Genomic DNA, 17263 nt, shown 5'->3' on the forward strand with positions numbered 1-17263 from the left:
TTTCGGAGCAGGCTATGGCATTGTTCTGGAGGACCGGGAAGAGGGCGGAACAAGAGTGCTGATTACACTGCCGCTGCTGGCAGAGCCTCCAGCCAGTAAGGAATAATTACTGGCAGACTGGTATAGGGCAAAAGGCTATGCTGATTTATCGTAAGCGCTTCCTTTGGGAGCGTGCTTTCGCTAAAGGAGTTAAGGGGGAAGAGCCATGTGGAAAATCGCAATCATTGATGATGAACGGCAGGTTCTTAAGGGAATGAAAAGTGCGATACCCTGGGATGAGCTGGGAGCCGAATGGGCTGGAGAGGCGATGAACGGAGAAGACGGGCTGGAGGTTATCCGCAGAACTCTGCCGGATATAGTAATCACTGACTTGTATATGCCGGTCATGAGCGGTCTGGATATGATGGAGCGGCTCCGAAAGGAAGGCTTCCAGGGTAAAATCATTATCCTGAGCGGCTATTCCGATTTCGAGCATGCCAGGCAGGCCCTGCGGTTTCAGGTGACCGACTATGTATCCAAGCCCATCAGCCTGCCGACTTTAAAATCCATTCTGGGCAAGGTCATACAGGAGCTTGAGGCAGAGGAGGAAAAGCGTATCCGCCAATGGGAGCTTGAATTCAAAATGACGCTGTATGAGCCTTTTGTAGAAAAGGAGTGGGTCCGCTCGGCTGCTGTCGGTACGCTCGACTCTGCGTACAGGGACAGCATGCGTCTTCCGCCGGCCTACCAATACTGGCAGGAACGCAGGCATGTTACAGTCGGGATCGAGCTGATCCGGGATGAACGGGCCAAGTGTCTATCCGTCTCGGACTGGAATCTGTTCCGCTTTGCGGTCAGCAACATCGCCTGTGAAGTGACGCGCAGGATGTTCCCGGATCTGGAATACACGGAGCTGCACAGTACCAGGGCATTACTGATTATTCATCCGGGGGCAGAGCAGCAGGAACAGCTGGAATACAGGCTTGATGAGCTTGGTATCAGGCTGACCGACAGTATAGGCAGTTATCTTAAGCTTGTTACCCGTATAGGAATCGGGGGAGTAAAGAATTGCTGGACAAGGCTCTCCGACTCGACGGAGGAGGCGTTCCGGGCCATGGACCAGACTGATTTACGGTCCGCTTCGGGTCATGAGGTGTACAGGTACAGGGAGAGCAGCGGCAGCGGCGCACCGGTTAAGGTCGCCCTCTTTCCTGTGAAATTTTCTTATAAACTTGCAGCAGCAATGAAAGCCTCACAGGAAACAGAAGCCCATGACCTTGTGCTGGACTATATAACGGAGATGAAAAAGCAAGAAGGGATTTCCCAGGGATATGTACAGATGCTTGGGAGCGAGCTGTGGGGCATTATAGCCTACTCACTTTATGAATCCGGATTCGTTCTGGATGATCTGTTCACCAATGACCTGATCGCCAAGGAGATCAGCGGCCTTGTTGTGCCGGATCAGCTGGCCAGCTGGCTTATGGACAAAATCAGCAAAATCTGCAGCAGCAGACAATGGAAGGGAAGCAGCAAGCACCGGCAGGTGGTCGATTTCATGACCAGCTATATCCACGAGCATTATGCGGAGGAGCTCACCCTCGCCGAGCTTTCGGATAAAGTATTCATCTCGCGGAATCATCTGTCTATCATTTTCAAGAATATTACCGGAGAGACGTTTAACAACTATTTGACCCGGGTACGCATCGAGAAGGCGCGTGAGCTCTTAATGGAGCGGAACATGCTGGTGTATGAAGTGGCGGAACGGGTCGGCTACAGAAACATTCCCTATTTCAGTACACTGTTCAAAAAGATTACCGGCATGAATCCGACAGAACTGATAAAAAACTGACTCCGCGTAATGGCATGCCCCAATAAATACGAAAATTCAAGCCTATAGCGCAAGCCCTCTACTCTGGAGGACTTGCGTTTTTTTTGGCATACCTGCCGGGGGATATTCCCGTGACCCTGGTAAAACTACGGATAAAATTCGCATAATCGCTGAAACCGGATTGATAGCAGGCTTCGGTAATGCTTAGCCCTTCTCCCAGCAAGGATTTGGCGAGTGCGATGCGGCGGTCCAGGATATAGGAACGGAGGGTTAGTCCGGTATGTTTTTTGAACTGGCGGCTGATATAGGTGCTGTTCAAATGAAACAGGCCGGCAAGCTGTTCCAATGTGATGTCCTCCGCAAGATGTCCTTCAATATAGTCCATTGTTTGGCGTACCAGTGCAGGCATAATATCTGCCGGGATAAAGCTGGCCTGCTGAAAAACCGTATTGGCCAGCACCAGGAGCTGAGCGATGCAGCAATTGGCCTGAATATCTGTACCATACGCATCAGAGGAAAGGGCCTGTTCCAGTTCACCGGTAAGCTGCAGGAATTGCTCCAGCTGCGCTTGCGTTAGATGAACAATGTTTCCTTTTCCCATTGGCCGGTAGTGGAAGCACGCGGATAAAAGTGTGGCCGGAGTAGAGAGGCGATGCAGATAGGATTTTTGAAGATTAATGGTAATCCGTTCATATTCGGTATCATCCAGGCTGAAGGAGCGGTGCATTTCTTCCGGGCTGATGACAATCAAATCACCGGGCTGCAGGCGGTAGCAGCTGTTTTCAATATAGAAATTGACGTTGCCGCGGAGAAACAGGTATAGCTCATAAGCTTCGTGCCGGTGATAGAAGGTCCCCATATTGTAAGTAGTGGTCCTGTGCAGGTAGAGGAAATCCTTATGGATAAAATCATATCGAAGCTCGACAGGCTCGTTCACTTTGCAGCCTCCTGATCTGTTCGCGCAATAAATACTGCGGAAACCGCAATGATTATTCGCTGAAGGTACTTTAAAATGTCAATATCCTAACATGTTAGGTTGATAAATACAAGTGCTTTGTGGCATGAAGCAGAATGGAGCGTGTTATTGTGGAGCTTGTAATAACAGCAAGAAGCAAATTTCGGGATGAGCCGGACTATACGGAGCCGGACAGGCACGGACTAAGTACATCTGTGACCGTTACAGGCGGAACCGGTAGTGCGTCAGACCCGGCACAGGCCCGGGTGCGGGTCTGTAACTTTTCCGGCGCTGCATGGTCGGGAGTCATTCATGTTGAGCTCCCTTTTCCCAAACAGAATCCGCGATTCTTCCTGCCAGCCTTTATGTACGGGCGAAACCGCGGTGAAGCCCCGCAGAATGTTCCGAATGAATTCCCCAGGCTGAGGGAAGGCAAGCCTTCACGCCCTTCTTCCCCTTGGTGGATGGTGCGCAGCGACCGGTTATCCCATCCGGCGGCTTTTGCCTTTGACAACGGCTTCGTATACGGTCTTTGCGCCAGCCCTTATTTTATCTTTAGGGATGGGGTCAAAACAGAGTGGAAGCCTGAGCTTTCGGGTGAGTTCTACCAGTATGGCGGCTTCACGTGCTCGCTTGCCAAAGGAACCGTCGGGTATACGCTGGGTTATGAGAATGCCCCGCTGCTGTTCATCAAATCACGGCTTGTGAAGGAACGGGCGGCTCTGGATAACAATTGCTTTGAGCTGGCTGCCGGCGAAGAAGTGGAATTCACATTGGAGCTGTATGCATATGAAGCCGGGTCGGAGCTCGGTATCAACCCTGCGCTGCAGGAGATCTATTTCCGTTATCACCAGCCACCGAGACAGGGGAGCGATATCCGGACAGCCGCAGCTGACCTGTCGAATGCGATTTATCAGGATGCATGGCTGCCCGGGGACCGGAGCTATTCCACCTTTGTCTATGAGGACAAGGAGAAGGGCGGCTACCGCTACAATAAAATAATCTCGATCAGCTGGACGGGCGGTCTGACCGCAGCTGTTCCGGTCCTGATGGCTGCACTGAGGCTTGAAGAGGAGCCCGTGCGCGAGCAGGCCCTTTCCTGTATCAGGAACATTATCACGAATAGTCTGAACCCGGATTCCGGGCTTCCCTACGAGGCCTATCAGGACGGGAAATGGAGTATATCCGGCTGGTGGTTTGACGGAATGCGTACGCCGGGACATTCTGCCTACCTGTGTGCACAGGCATTATTTTATATTATGAAGGCGTATGAATTTGAGAAAAAAATCAAAAATGTCCATCACGAGGATTGGTTGCTTTTCGTCAGCAAGGTACTGCCTGTACTGGAAAAAAGTAAAAACACAGACGGGGAATATCCCGCCATACTGTCGGAGAAAACCGGTGCCGGACTTGAGTATGATTCCTTTGGCGGGGTATGGTGTATGGCTGCTATGGCCTACTACAGCTGGCTTACCGGAGACAAAACCAGTCTGGAAGGCTTGAAGCATAGCGAGAAGCACTACTACGAAGCTTACGTGAAGCGGATGGAATGCTACGGGGCTCCGCTTGATGCGGATAAGGCGGCAGATTCAGAAGGCATTCTGGCCTATATTAAGGCTGTCAGATTTCTGCATGCGATAACCGGGGAGGAGCTGTTCCTGGAGCATATGAGAGATGCGATCGATTATGAATTCAGCTTTAAATTTGCTTACAACTCACCGGTTAAGGTGCCTCCGTTAAGTACAATTGGCTGGTCCAGCTGCGGGGGGAGTGTGACTTCCGTTGCCAATCCGCATATTCATCCGATGTCCGGCAATCTTGTTGATGAACTCTATTACTATGTACAGCAGCGTGATGATCCTTATGTCCGGCAGCGGATGCTGGATACAGTGGGCTGGGGCTGCCAGACCTATAACCGTTACGATAACGAATTTGATTATGGCAAAAGAGGCTGGATGTCCGAACGGTTTTGTCATTCTGAAGGGCTGTTAACGGAAACCTACAGCGACGGTTCGCCCGCGAGCACCTGGTTCTGTCTGATGCCCTGGGCCGCCGGGAGCGTATTAGAAGGTCTGGTCGGAGATTATTGGGAAGCGGACGCCAAGTAATCGTTCTCCCTGATTGACGGATGGAACTGCCCGGTCACGGGTCAGCTCCATCTTTTTATTCTGCCGGCCGCCGCGGCAGCTTCATTCCGGTACCGGTCCGAATGCATATTGGTTTTATATTTTCCGGGGGAGATGCCTGCTGTCTTCTTGAAGCTGCGGATGAAATTGGCATAATCGCTGAATCCGGAGAGCCCGCAGGCCTCCGCAACGGATTTGCCGGCTGCGAGATGGCTTTTGGCGAGCGATATTCGCTGGTCAATGATATAGGAGCGTATTGTAAGTCCGGTATGCTCTCTGAATAAACGGCTGATATATTTGCTGCTGTAATGAAACTCCTGCTCCAAACGTCCGGAAGTGATGTCTTCTGCCAGATGGCTTTTGATATAGGACATCGTATTGCTGACCAGATCAGGCATGATATTATCCGGACTATGCGTCGAGGAGCGGTAAAGGGTGTTGATGAATACAAGCAGCTGGGCTGCGTAGGCTTCGGCCAGAACATCCTGTCCATATTCGTCCGAGCTTAGGCAGCTGATCAGTTGTTCAGCTAATCCGGTGTAAAATACCATTTGCTCCTGCGTAAGCCGGGTCAGATTGTTCTGTCCAAAAGCGTGTGTCTCGAAACAGGAGGCCAGGCTGGTGCGGGCACTTGATAGCTTTTCCAGTGCGGTTCTTTTGATATTCAATCCGATCCGCTCATACGTCTGGGTATCCAGGCAGATACACCGGTGCAGCTCGCCCGGGCTGATAATGATTAAATCTCCAGGCACCAGCTTGTAGCAGGATTGTTCAAGATACATTAGGGAATTGCCCCTTAGGAAGAGATAAACCTCGTAAGCATCATGACGGTGATAAGGCAGCGTCGGATCGATCAGCTCTGTCGTGGACGTATTGTGAAAGCAAATCATCTCTTCCCTGATCGGTGAAAAAATGTGGCCGGTATCCTGCAGCATCGCATCCAATCCTTTACTTGAAATATATGGAATATGTGGCATCCACGCAATAATCATTTGTTCTATTGCAAGGAATATAACACTAATAACTATTATAATACATTATAAGGAAGCGCTTGCAAGTGCTGCAAGAATTATAGACAAGCTAGTGCATAGGAAAGCCGCTTCAATAGACGGGAGGTGGTACAGGTTTCATTGATGCAGTGACATATTCAGTGAGGAGATGGATAAATGTTAACTGGTGTAAAAAAATCAATGTGTACCTTCCTGGCAGCTGTAACTGTACTGACGGCAGTACTGGTTCCTGCACCACCCAAAGTGTCGGCAGCAAGTGATGTCATTGTTAATTTGTCGGCAGAGAAGCAAGTCATCCGCGGTTTTGGGGGAATCAATCTTCCGGCCTGGATTGGAGATCTGACGCCTGCGCAAAGAGAAACCGCGTTCGGCAATGGCGCGAACCAGCTGGGCTTCTCTGTACTGCGAATCTATGTGGATGAGAACAAAAATAACTGGTACAGGGAAGTGGACACGGCAAAAGCCGCTATTGCCAAAGGTGCGATCGTCTTCGCTTCGCCCTGGAATCCTCCAAGTGACATGACAGAGACCTTTACCCGCAACGGCGAGTCAGCCAAACGGCTCCGGTATGACAAGTATGCTGCCTATGCGCAGCATCTTAATGACTTTGTTACGTACATGAAGAATAACGGAGTAGACCTCTACGCGATTTCTGTGCAGAATGAACCGGATTATGCCCATACCTGGACCTGGTGGACACCTGAGGAAATGCTTAAGTTCATGAAAGAAAATGCAGGGTCCATCAATTGCCGGGTTATCGCTCCCGAATCCTTCTCCTATCTCAAAAATATGTCCGACCCGATTCTGAATGACCCGCAGGCTCTTGCCAATATGGATATTCTGGGTGCACATACTTATGGCACCTCGTTCAGCAATTTCCCTTACCCGCTGTTTAAGCAAAAAGGGGCTGGGAAGGAGCTGTGGATGACGGAGGTGTACTATCCCAACAGCAATAACAATTCAGCCAACCTGTGGCCTGAGGCACTGGAAGTCGCTTACCATATGCATAATGCAATGGCCGAAGCGGATTTCCAGGCCTATGTGTGGTGGTACATCCGCCGCCAATACGGCCCGATGAATGAGGACGGCACAATCAGCAAACGCGGGGACAGTATGGCCCAGTTCTCCAAATTCATCCGTCCGGGCTATGTAAGAGTTGACGCAACCAAGAATCCGGATACAAATGTGTACACCTCGGCTTACAAGGGGGACAACAAGGTTGTCATTGTAGCCATTAACAAAGGCACCTCGGCGGTCAATCAGAACTTTGTCCTGCAGAACGGGACAGCTTCAAGCGTATCCCCATGGGTTACCGATGCGACCAGGAAGGTTGCTGCAGGAGCTGCAATCAATGTGTCCAACAATGCGTTTACAGCCCAGCTGCCTGCCCAGAGTGTAACCACCTTTGTAGCTGCACTGGGAAGCGGCAGCGGCAGCACCGGAACCACCTACGAAGCCGAAACAGGCACAACCTTGACTGCTGCAGTAACAGAAACAATTAACTCCGGCTATAACGGCAGCGGATACGTCAATTTTAATGCAGCAACGGATGCCGCCATTCAGTGGAACAATATCTACTGTGCTACTGCCAGCAGCAAAAATGTGAAATTCCGTTATGCACTGGAGTCAGGCACGAGAAACCTGGATGTCTATGTAAATGGAACCAAGGTGATCAGCAATCTCGCATTTACAGCAACGGGAAGCTGGACAACCTGGGGCGAGAAAACGATTCAAGTTGGAATGAACGTAGGAATCAATACGCTCAAAGTGGTCACTACCGGTACTGAAGGTCCTAATATAGACAGCATTACGGTCACGCTAAATTAAGTGAAATAGCCCTTTAATTGCATATTTCGGATTTCTGAAAATCCCGGTTTGTAAACCCCGCATGTATAAATGCGGCTTGCAGACCGGGATTTTCTGCGTAATAAATAGAAAATTTGAAGCATTACAGTGTTATTTTAAAATGTTTCGTGCATCGCTCTCATACAAATTCCATTTTTGAATTGATAAGCTATAACCAGGAAAGACGATGTAAGCGTATACAAAATTACCTAAGGAGGAACACGCAGAATGAGGAAAAAGATCTGGAGAAAGACACTTGCGGTTTCAATGGCCGGCGCACTGGCGCTGTCCGTTATTGTCCCGGTGCCGTTTTCCAACCCGGTTCTGGCTGCTGCGGCAGAAGCGGCCCCGGCACAGGTAACCGCCGACTGGTACAAGACCTACCAGACGATGGATGGTGTAGGGGCCGCTTATGCGTATACAGATTCCATCCATATGCTGCAGCTGGCCACAGCCGGTCATCAGGATACGGTCAGGCATCTGCTGGATTTGACCTTCAGTGAAAAGGAAGGCACAGGTCATGATATTGTCCGGGTAATTATCGGTGATAACGGTGGTCTAACCACTACAGGAGCCACTGCGGCCAGTCCGGGGTTCAACCCGTTAACAGGGCTGCTGGCAGATGTCAGCAAACCCGGCTTCGATGTTGAAGGCAATGCGATTCCGATGCGGGGATCAGCAGGACAATACGGGTATAAAATCGAAGCTGAGAACCGTTACTATGACGGCAACACCGACAGTATCTGGCCTGTTGAACCTGAGCATGCTCCCGGAACGCTGGTACCGGTACAGGATTTCGTCTGGGATTATCCTTCATGGAATCAGCCGGCCGGCAATGATGACGGGGGCCCGACCAATCTTCTAAGCGCGCCGGGAGAAGCTCCGGTTGTTATAAAGAATTCGCCGCGTACCCGCAAGGAGCTGTTCGATGTGGATCAGGTCTGGACGATGCGGCAGGCCATGCAATACGGCGTTAAGCAATTCTATGCCTGTACCTGGACTGTGCCTTACTGGATGAGCCAGTCTTCGACTAATAATCCAAGCAAAATCATCCGTAACGATACGGCTACCATAGACGGGAAGCCGGTAAAAATCTATTATCAGGCCTATGCCGATTATCTCGTTAATTATATCCGCGGCATGTGGGAGCAATGGGGAATTCCGATCACACATATCAACCCCTTTAACGAGGTCGATCTGGCAGGCGGGACCGCTTCCTATGTAACCGAGCTGATTAACGGCTATATAGGCCCGACTCTGAAGAAGTCCATGCAGCCAGGCGGAGCCCTTTATGATATCAAGAATCCTGACGGCAAGCTGATAGACTTCATTCCTCAGCTCGCAGCAGTAGACGGCACCAATCTCGGTGCCTCGCTCAGCAGAGGAGGGGAAGTATTCTCCCAGACGGATCCTGATAATGCACTCGACAAAAATCCGTATCTCGACGTATTTACGACCCACTTGTACGGTACGGTCGGCATAGGTACAGATGAAAACAAACTGTATCACACCGGCGACTTTTCCCAGAGCCCGCTGGATTATTCAAGGGATGGAAGCAAGTACCCGGAATATTTGACTAAATATAAACTTTGGCAGGCCGAGTTCATGAATCAGGATACCTCTGACGGATCGGCCGGAGCCTATACCCAGCGGTACGGCAATCAGAATATTAATGACGCTGTGCGCTGGTCGAATCTTATGACGAATATGTTCAACAGCAATCCGGGCTTTAACGGCTTTGTCTGGTGGAGCATGTGGGATAGCAACGGTGCGGATGGCTCCGACCTGATCCGCTTCGTCACTACCAACTCTCAGCAGGAGCCGGGGCGTATCAGTACATTAACGGGTGAATATCGCCTGTTCAAGCGCTTTTACGGCTACGGGCATTTCTCCAGGTTTATGAATCCCGGCGATGTCCGGTTTGATGTAACGAGAAATCCGGCAGCTGATATTAATGTTGTCGGGTTCAAGAACCCGAATACCAATGATTACTCGATTACGGTTTCCAATGCCAAAAATGATGACAGCATTCAACCGCTTGAATTCAGCCTGAAGGACTTTCCGTCGGGTACCAACAGTATAACTGTGTTCCGAACTTCGGGCAGTGAAAATATGAAGAAGCTGGCAACCATTCCGGTGACCAGCGGCAAATTCGTCATTGACATCCCGTCCGCCAGCATTGTTACCATAGTTCCGTCACAAGGGACATTCGCCACTTACAGCGGTCTTGACGGAGAGCGTGATATTTTCTCTACCCTGGAAGCAGAAGGGAATGACAACGGCATACCGGGAGACAGTGCGGGAAATGCAGGCCGGGCCAATGAAGCCGTCACACTGGCTGAAGGCCGTTATCTAGCATACAAAAACCTGAATTTTGCCGACGGCTCCGCTAACGGCGGTGTGGTCCGCAGGCATTTGCTGTATCTGACTGCCCAGACGAAATCGGCCCAGGGAGGAAAGCTTGCCGCTTATGTCCTTCCGGTAGGCACAACAATCAGCAGCGGAGCCGATATCCTGTCCAAGGGTACGCGTGTAGCGGAAATTACAGTACCGGCCAATGAGATTTTTGGCAAGTACCAGGACATGGTTGATACGGGTGATCTGAGCGCCTATGGCCATAAGGATCTGTACATTGTTGCCGAACCGAACGGAGCTGAGGGTACAATCACCGTTGACCGTTTCCTGTTCGGAGCAAACGATTCTGACTGGAGTATTGCCGCTAATAATTCGACAGTATCCATTCCGGGGAACCTTCTGCAGAATGGAGATTTCGATACAGCTAACTCCTCCACCACAGACCATTGGTCCACAGGGCGTTACAACAATGGAGCCTTTGAACCGTCTGTGACTGGACCGGTGTTAACGGCAGATACCATCCAGAGCTATTCGGGTCTGTCCCGTTACCTGAAAAACAATGCCACCTCAAAGGTTGCCGGATCCGGAAAAATAGCGGGACGCATCGACGCTGCCGGGCAGTATGACGGCATGTGGCAGGATGTTACCGGTAAGCTCAGCAAGGGAGAAAGCTATAATTTCAAGGGCTATTTCCTCTCGATGACGAGCAGGGCTGAGAGCTATGATCTCGCCGCGGAGAATCCCGGTGATGTGGAGGCTGCGCTGGTGTATTATGACCAGAACGGCAATCAGCTGGGCATAACTCCGATCAATGGCCGTGACATGCCTGAGCCGTATGCAGCCCGTGAGGCTGGTGATCCGGCTTACTGGAGCACCGGCAAGTTTACCGGACGCATCCTGGAGGGCGGACCGCTTACTTTAAGCTCCTTCCAGCCTGTTGACGTTAAGGTCGCAGACTGGCATGAGACGCCAAACCGGCCGTTTACTTATGACGAACCTGCAGGCACCGTCAAGGTATTGCTGGCGGTATATGCAAAGGATGCCAACATCCTGTATGCAGATCAGCTGTCGCTGACTCCAGAACTTGTAGCGTCATACAGCATCTTTATTGACGGTATTCAGCCCTCCAATTTTGATGCAGCTAAATATGAATACACGTATAATGTGTCCGGAAATGCCATTCCGGAGGTAACGGCGGTTTCCAGTGACCCTGCAGAACTCATTAGTATTTCACAGGCAGACAGCGCGCAGGGAACGGCAATAGTCCGGTTTATAAAAGGTGAAAAGGTCAAGACGTATAAAATTTCCTTCAGCACCAACGAGCTGATTTCATTTGCAGGTGGTCTTCCGGCAGGCTGGGAAATCATCAATCCGGCAGATCCGCAGAATGCTTTAAGCTATAACGCTGACGGAGCTACGATCAAGACACTCAAAGGCGATACCGAATATCCGGCCAGCCACAATATGCTGCAGTTTCCCGGTTCTGCTGAAGGTAACTGGACGCTTACAGCAAAGCTGATTGTGGATAAACCGCTTAATGATTCGTCAATGGGTGAGAATTCGCAGGTTGGACTTGGCATCAGCCGGGTTTCGAGCGGTGAGTTCTACCGGATCAATGCGAGAAAAGTAAACACGAATATTAAAGTTAATAACTCGGGCAAAACAGGCAGCACTTCCTTTACCAACAACACCAATCAGACCAATTTGAGCGGGGTGAACTATTTCCTGCGTATTGTAAAAGAAGGGAATGTTGTTCAAGGGTATTTTTCAACGAATAGCGGCTCCAGCTGGACGGCTATGGGCAGTCCGTCAACGTATACCCCGGAATTCTTTAAGGAAGCAAAGGTACAATTGTATGGAACCAACACCAGTGCCTCAACCGATTTCCAGGTAACCTTCTCCAATGTAAATCTGATCAAGACATCAGGGGGGACCGGCGAGGTCAGTCCGGATCAGCTGGCGGTAGAAGAAGCTGCGGCGCTGATCGGCACCCGGATTACAGTTCCGGATACAGCCGGTGATGATGCAGCAGCACTGTTGGCCAAAGCTCAGGAATATCTGAACAACCATAAGGAGCTGAAGGCGCTTGGAGTGAACGCTGCTCTTGCGTCTCAGAATGGAGAATTCTCACTAACGCTGTCAAAGGGCAATGCAAGCGTATTGATCAGTCCGTTAACCATTGCGGCGGGTATGAAAGCCGTAAGGGATTTTGAGGATCAGACGGTTCAAGGCTTCAAGCCCAAAGGCGGCGCAGGCGTGACGCTTATGCCTGTCAAAGATGCCAACCATACTCCAGGCGGAGCTTATGCCCTGAAGGTTACCGGCAGAACAGCCAATTCCGACGGCCCGTCTGTTAATGTGAAGGATATGCTCAAGACCGGTAATGCGTACAAAGCTTCCGTATGGGTCAAGCTGATTGAGCCGGCAAGCGCCCAGCTGAAGCTGACCGCACTGGTCAATTCTCCTGTGCCTTATTACATCAGCCTTTCAACCCAGACTGTAAGTACAACAGGAGATTGGGTCAAGCTGGAAGGCACCTATCGTTATCTGCACGATGATGTCACTCTATATGTAGAAAGCATTAACAGCGCTACGGCATCGTATTATATCGACGATTTCAGCTTCGAAGCTGCAGTTCCGCCGTCATGGGAGGAGGGCAGTAAGCTTGAAGCTTCCGATCTAACAAGCACTGGAGTTACCTTGTCGTGGCCGGCAGCTGCAGATGAAGCCGGAGTCACCGGATACCGGATTTATACGGGTGCAGATTCAGACCCGGTTACTGTGAGCGGGGATGAGCTAACTGTATCAGGCGCTGTATACCGTTATCAGCTTACCGGATTGCTTCCGAATACCCTGTATATCTTCAAGGTAGAAGCAGGGGATGCAGACGGCAACTGGAGTACGGACGGACCTTCTGTTACAGTAACAACTCTGCCGACTTCCGATACTACACCACCGGTATGGCAGGGAGGCAGTACGCTTGAAGCCTCCGGCGTTACCGACACGGAGTTAACGTTGACATGGTCAGCAACAGCAACCGATGAAAGCGGAATCTCCGCTTATAGAATTACTAACGGAGTTGACGATAAGCCAGTTACAGTTACCGATGCCGTATACACGGAGACTGTAACCGGGGCAGTATACCACTATCAGGTCAAAGGCTTAAAACCGGATACGAAGTATACATTTACAGTGGAGGCCGGGGATACAGGCGGGAACTGGAGTACCGGCGGACCTTCCGTTGCGGCTGTTACACTGCCTGCTGCGGATACTGCCCCGCCGTCATGGCCGGCAGGCAGCAAGCTTGAAGCCACCGGGGTAACCACTTCCGGACTCACCCTGACATGGGACAGTGCAGCAGATGATAAAGCGGTCACAGGCTACAAGATCTACAGGGGAGCTGAGGAGATCGCAGCGCTGTCTGGAACGGCGCGCCGCTATGAGGTGTCCGGACTTTCGGCAGGCACCGGATATGTATTCATGGTTCAGGCCGGGGATGCGGCAGGAAACTGGAGCAAGGACGGTCTTGGCCTTACTGTTACCACATTGAGCAACAGCGGCGGGCCATCGGGTCCGGCACCGACACCAGTACCAACATCAACACCAACACCAACTCCGAGCACCGCGCCGGGAACAGCAACACCGCCGCCGGCAGCAACGCCGGCACCTGTACCATCTAGCGGATTTAAAGATATTGACGGCAAATATAGCTGGGCTTCCGAGGCTATAGATGCGTTGTATGCGAAGGGCGTCATAAAAGGAACGTCCGAGACGGCCTTTAGTCCGGGAAAGAACATCACAAGAGCGGACTTTGTAGTACTGCTTGTGCGTGCTCTCGGCCTTGAAGCCGAAGCCGGTTCCAATTTTGCGGATGTCACTCAAGGCACCTACTATTATGAAGCGCTTGGTATTGCCAGGAAGCTGGGGATCATAAATGGAATGGACGGCAATAACTTTAATCCGAAGGGCGAAGTCTCCAGGCAGGATATGATGGTTATAGCAGCCAGAGCCTTGAGAGCAGTGAATAAATTATCCGCCAGCGGCAGTGCCGGGGATTTAAGCAGCTTCACAGATGGAGCAAAGGTCGCAAAATACGCTGTTGACAGCGTAGCCGCTCTGATTAAGGAAGAGATTGTCCAGGGAGACGGAAAAGCCATCAACCCGTCCGGGACAGCCACCAGAGCAGAAGCGGCTGTAATCATCTACCGGATACAGGGACTGTAAGTTTCAGCAAGCAACTACTCCATAAAACCCGCTCAGGGCAGACGAAAAATACATCCTGAGAAAGAGGGAAATGCAGTAAAATACAGCAAGAATGAAAAAAGTCGCGAAATTTGCGACTTTTTTGTTTTATTCACGTATATGTATCTTATTATAGGCTTAAATACGCAAAAAGGAGCGATGCATCTTGAATTTCATGAATGGAGATGGCGGGAATCCGGTACCGGGACGTAAGCTGCCCGGGTTGAAGCCGGGAAACTTCAAGAAGGTTGGACTATGGGGAGCTGCTGCTGTGGTGTTGATTTATTTGGGCTCAACATCATTTTATACCGTGCAGGAGCAGGAGCGTGCAGCTATTCTGACATTCGGCAAATATACCAATGAATCCTCGGCAGGACTTCATTTCAAATGGCCTTATCCCATACAGGAAGTCATCACAGTGCCTGCGGAGCTGACCCAGAGAATACATATCGGTTACCGTCAGGAGGCCGATGGAGCTGTACCCGTTGAAGATGAAGCGATGATGATTACGGGCGATGAGAATATTGTATCTGCCGATGCAGTAGTCCAGTGGAAGATCAGCAATATCCGTGATTATCTGTATAACATTGACGACGCGGAACAATTCCTGCGCAACTCGGCAAGCTCATCGATTCGTGCTGTCATTGGTTCCGAGAAGCTGGATTATGCAATTACGGACGGAAAGACAGTGATCCAGGATAAAGTCCGTGAGCTGCTAGTCGATCTGCAGAATAAATACAACACCGGCATTCAGATCATTGATATCAAATTCCAGGATATTGAGCCGCCGAGCGGCCAGGTAGAGGAAGCCTTCCGCGAGGTAACCAATGCCCGTGAAGAGAAGAACACGAAGATAAACAATGCCAAGAAGTATGAGAACGATATCATTCCCAAAGCACGCGGTGAAGCGCAGGCGCTGCTCGAGAGAGCCGAAGGGGAGAAGAAGTCGCGTATCCTCAACGCGCAGGGTGATGTGGCCCAGTTTAATGCCATATATACCGAGTATATCAACAATAAGAGTGTAACTGAAAGCCGGCTGATTCTGGAGACACTGGAGACGATTCTGCCTAACGCCAAAATCTTCATCACCAACTCGAACAGTGACACAGTCAATTACCTGCCGCTGAATGAGCTGATGCGCAGTACTACGGCCAGCCCGGCCGCTTCAGCAGCGCCGCAAGGAGGAGATGCACAGTGAAAAGAAACCAGATCATCACCCTAATATCAGCTGTAGTTCTCGTTATACTGTTAGCCGGCTCGATGTATGTAGTGAAGGAAGGCGAATACAAGGTGGTCCTCCGTTTCGGTGAAGCGATGCGTACCGTTGAGGAGCCCGGACTGAAGCTTAAGATTCCATTTATCGAGAATGTCTCCGCGTTGCCTAAATATCAGATGACGTACGAAAGCTCGCCTACCAACATTCTGACCAAGGACCAGAAGCCGATTGTGGTCGACAACTATACCGTCTGGAGAATTACCAACGCCTCGCAGTTCCTGAGAACCGTACAGACGGTGGGAGGCGGGATACAGCGTATTGATGAAGCGGTATATAACTCGGTACGCCGTAAGCTGTCAGAGATCAATTATGAAAATATTATCAGTGAGGACACCGGACGGGGCAATATTAACGATGAGATCACCAAAGACGTAATCTCCGCCTTAACCCGCGATAATTACGGGATTGAAGTGATTGATGTACGGATCAAACGTACCGATCTGCCGGAAGAGAACAAACAGAGCGTGTACAACCGGATGATTTCTGACCGTCAATCCATTGCTGCACGTTACCTGTCCGAAGGCGACGAGGAGTCCAAGAAAATAACCTCCAGAGCTGACCGTACCTCCACAGAGCTGATGGCCCAGGCCGAAGCCGATTCCAAGAAAATAATCGCTGAAGGCGAAGGGGAAGCGGCCAGAATCTATAATCAGGCTTACGGCAAGTCTCCGGAATTCTACAGCTTCTACCGTACCCTGGAAAGTTATGTGACCACGCTGCAGAATGAACCGGTGATCATGATTCCGATTGATTCGCCTTATGCCAAAATACTGCTGGGGCAATAGCCCCTAAAAGGAAATCCCCTCATGCACACAGCATACAAAGACATCTGCCAGATGTACTTGACGCTGTTCGGCCGGAGGGGATTTTCATTTAATTTTTTGCATACTTTTGGAAGTTGCCCGGTGTGCGTCCGGTTATTTGCTTGAATTGCCTGCAGAAGTGCTCCACATTCTGATATCCGCACCGGGAAGCCACTTCAGCGATACTCTGGGCATTGTGAATCAAATATTCTTTTGCCATACGGATCCGGCTATTGATGACGTCATCCATACATGAAATTCCAAATGTCTTTTTGTAAATATTCTGGAGATAGCCCGGACTGATACGGAGAAAATCAGCCATTCTGGACACAGTCCAGTAATCGCCGGGATTACTCTGGATAGCGGTCCGCAGCTTCAGTAAGTTGTAGTGCTGAGGTGTAATTTTATCCTGAAAGTACGACTCCCAGAGCTTGTTGAACAGTGTCCGCAGCAGGTGATCGGTGGAGGATTCTTTGCAGTCCAGGTTGAAACTGCGTTCAACGACAAGCAGCTCTATCAGCTTCTGGCAATATTGCGGGTCACTGAGCGCAAAAGGAATGCCGAACGGCAGCGGAGATTCCGTAATATAAGCTTCATCGGATTCAAAGCGAATCCAGTCATTGACGAAATGACCGGTGCAGGACCGGTAATAGACTTTCTGCTGCGGGCGGTAGAGGACTACACTGTGGGAAGGGTATTCCTTGAGTCCGCCGTTTACCCAGAATTGCGCCGGTGTCTTGGTGATCACAAGGAGCCAGTGTTGGCCCGCCGGAACATCAATAGCAAAACTGCCAGTGTGCGCGGTATTGCACTCAACAAAGTGAATATGGGCCATCTTATTTCC

General features: G+C 50.6%; 9 protein-coding genes. 6 read left to right on the plus strand and 3 right to left on the minus strand.

The genetic code is table 11. The features are described 5' to 3' along the window. The first annotated feature begins 205 nt into the window (after positions 1 to 205). Entirely contained in the window at positions 206 to 1828 is a 1623-nt protein-coding gene (locus BLR64_RS01495) for a response regulator transcription factor (protein ID WP_090711472.1), read from the plus strand. Positions 1829 to 1886: 58 nt separating this feature from the next. Here the strand turns inward: BLR64_RS01495 and BLR64_RS01500 are convergent, their stop codons facing one another. Further along, a complete protein-coding gene (locus BLR64_RS01500; RefSeq protein WP_090711474.1) occupies positions 1887 to 2744 on the minus strand; it encodes an AraC family transcriptional regulator in 858 nt (285 codons plus the stop codon). 149 nt (positions 2745 to 2893) lie between these two features. On the opposite strand from BLR64_RS01500, the gene BLR64_RS01505 reads away from it, so the two are divergent. Further along, complete coding sequence (locus BLR64_RS01505; protein WP_090711570.1) at positions 2894 to 4870, plus strand: hypothetical protein; 1977 nt, start codon at positions 2894 to 2896, stop codon at positions 4868 to 4870. A 41-nt stretch (positions 4871 to 4911) separates the two neighbouring features. Here the strand turns inward: BLR64_RS01505 and BLR64_RS01510 are convergent, their stop codons facing one another. Next, complete coding sequence (locus tag BLR64_RS01510) at positions 4912 to 5823, minus strand: AraC family transcriptional regulator (protein ID WP_167360573.1); 912 nt, start codon at positions 5821 to 5823, stop codon at positions 4912 to 4914. Positions 5824 to 6054: 231 nt separating this feature from the next. Between BLR64_RS01510 and xynC the strand changes: the two genes are divergently transcribed. The 4 genes from xynC to hflC all read left to right on the plus strand — a co-directional run bounded on the left by xynC (position 6055) and on the right by hflC (position 16401). Continuing rightward, entirely contained in the window at positions 6055 to 7725 is a 1671-nt protein-coding gene (xynC, locus tag BLR64_RS01515) for a glucuronoarabinoxylan endo-1,4-beta-xylanase XynC (RefSeq protein ID WP_090711478.1), read from the plus strand. Between the two features lie 246 nt (positions 7726 to 7971). After that, the gene (locus BLR64_RS01520) at positions 7972 to 14322 is read left to right on the plus strand and encodes an S-layer homology domain-containing protein (protein ID WP_090711480.1); all 6351 of its coding nucleotides are present in this window, start codon (positions 7972 to 7974) and stop codon (positions 14320 to 14322) included. 193 nt (positions 14323 to 14515) lie between these two features. Then, positions 14516 to 15538 (plus strand): FtsH protease activity modulator HflK, encoded by a 1023-nt coding sequence (hflK, locus tag BLR64_RS01525; RefSeq protein WP_090711573.1) that lies wholly within the window; start codon positions 14516 to 14518, stop codon positions 15536 to 15538. Then, on the plus strand, positions 15535 to 16401 hold the full coding sequence (gene hflC, locus BLR64_RS01530; protein WP_244157576.1) for a protease modulator HflC: 867 nt from the start codon (positions 15535 to 15537) through the stop codon (positions 16399 to 16401). The genes hflK and hflC overlap by 4 nt, the downstream gene beginning before the upstream one ends. An 88-nt stretch (positions 16402 to 16489) precedes the next feature. On the opposite strand, the gene BLR64_RS01535 is transcribed toward hflC, so the two are convergent. After that, positions 16490 to 17254 (minus strand): helix-turn-helix transcriptional regulator, encoded by a 765-nt coding sequence (locus tag BLR64_RS01535; RefSeq protein ID WP_090711482.1) that lies wholly within the window; start codon positions 17252 to 17254, stop codon positions 16490 to 16492. Positions 17255 to 17263 lie beyond the last annotated feature (9 nt).

The organism is Paenibacillus typhae (assembly GCF_900099765.1).
In the GTDB taxonomy this organism is placed as follows: domain Bacteria; phylum Bacillota; class Bacilli; order Paenibacillales; family Paenibacillaceae; genus Paenibacillus_AQ; species Paenibacillus_AQ typhae.

Excerpts from the sequence above, each read along its gene's own strand:
- hflK (WP_090711573.1), top strand. The coding sequence starts at position 14,516 with ATGAATGGAGATGGCGGGAATCCGGTACCGGGACGTAAGCTGCCCGGG.
- BLR64_RS01535 (WP_090711482.1), bottom strand. The coding sequence starts at position 17,254 with ATGGCCCATATTCACTTTGTTGAGTGCAATACCGCGCACACTGGCAGT.
- BLR64_RS01495 (WP_090711472.1), top strand. The coding sequence starts at position 206 with ATGTGGAAAATCGCAATCATTGATGATGAACGGCAGGTTCTTAAGGGA.
- BLR64_RS01520 (WP_090711480.1), top strand. The coding sequence starts at position 7,972 with ATGAGGAAAAAGATCTGGAGAAAGACACTTGCGGTTTCAATGGCCGGC.
- xynC (WP_090711478.1), top strand. The coding sequence starts at position 6,055 with ATGTTAACTGGTGTAAAAAAATCAATGTGTACCTTCCTGGCAGCTGTA.
- BLR64_RS01510 (WP_167360573.1), bottom strand. The coding sequence starts at position 5,823 with ATGCTGCAGGATACCGGCCACATTTTTTCACCGATCAGGGAAGAGATG.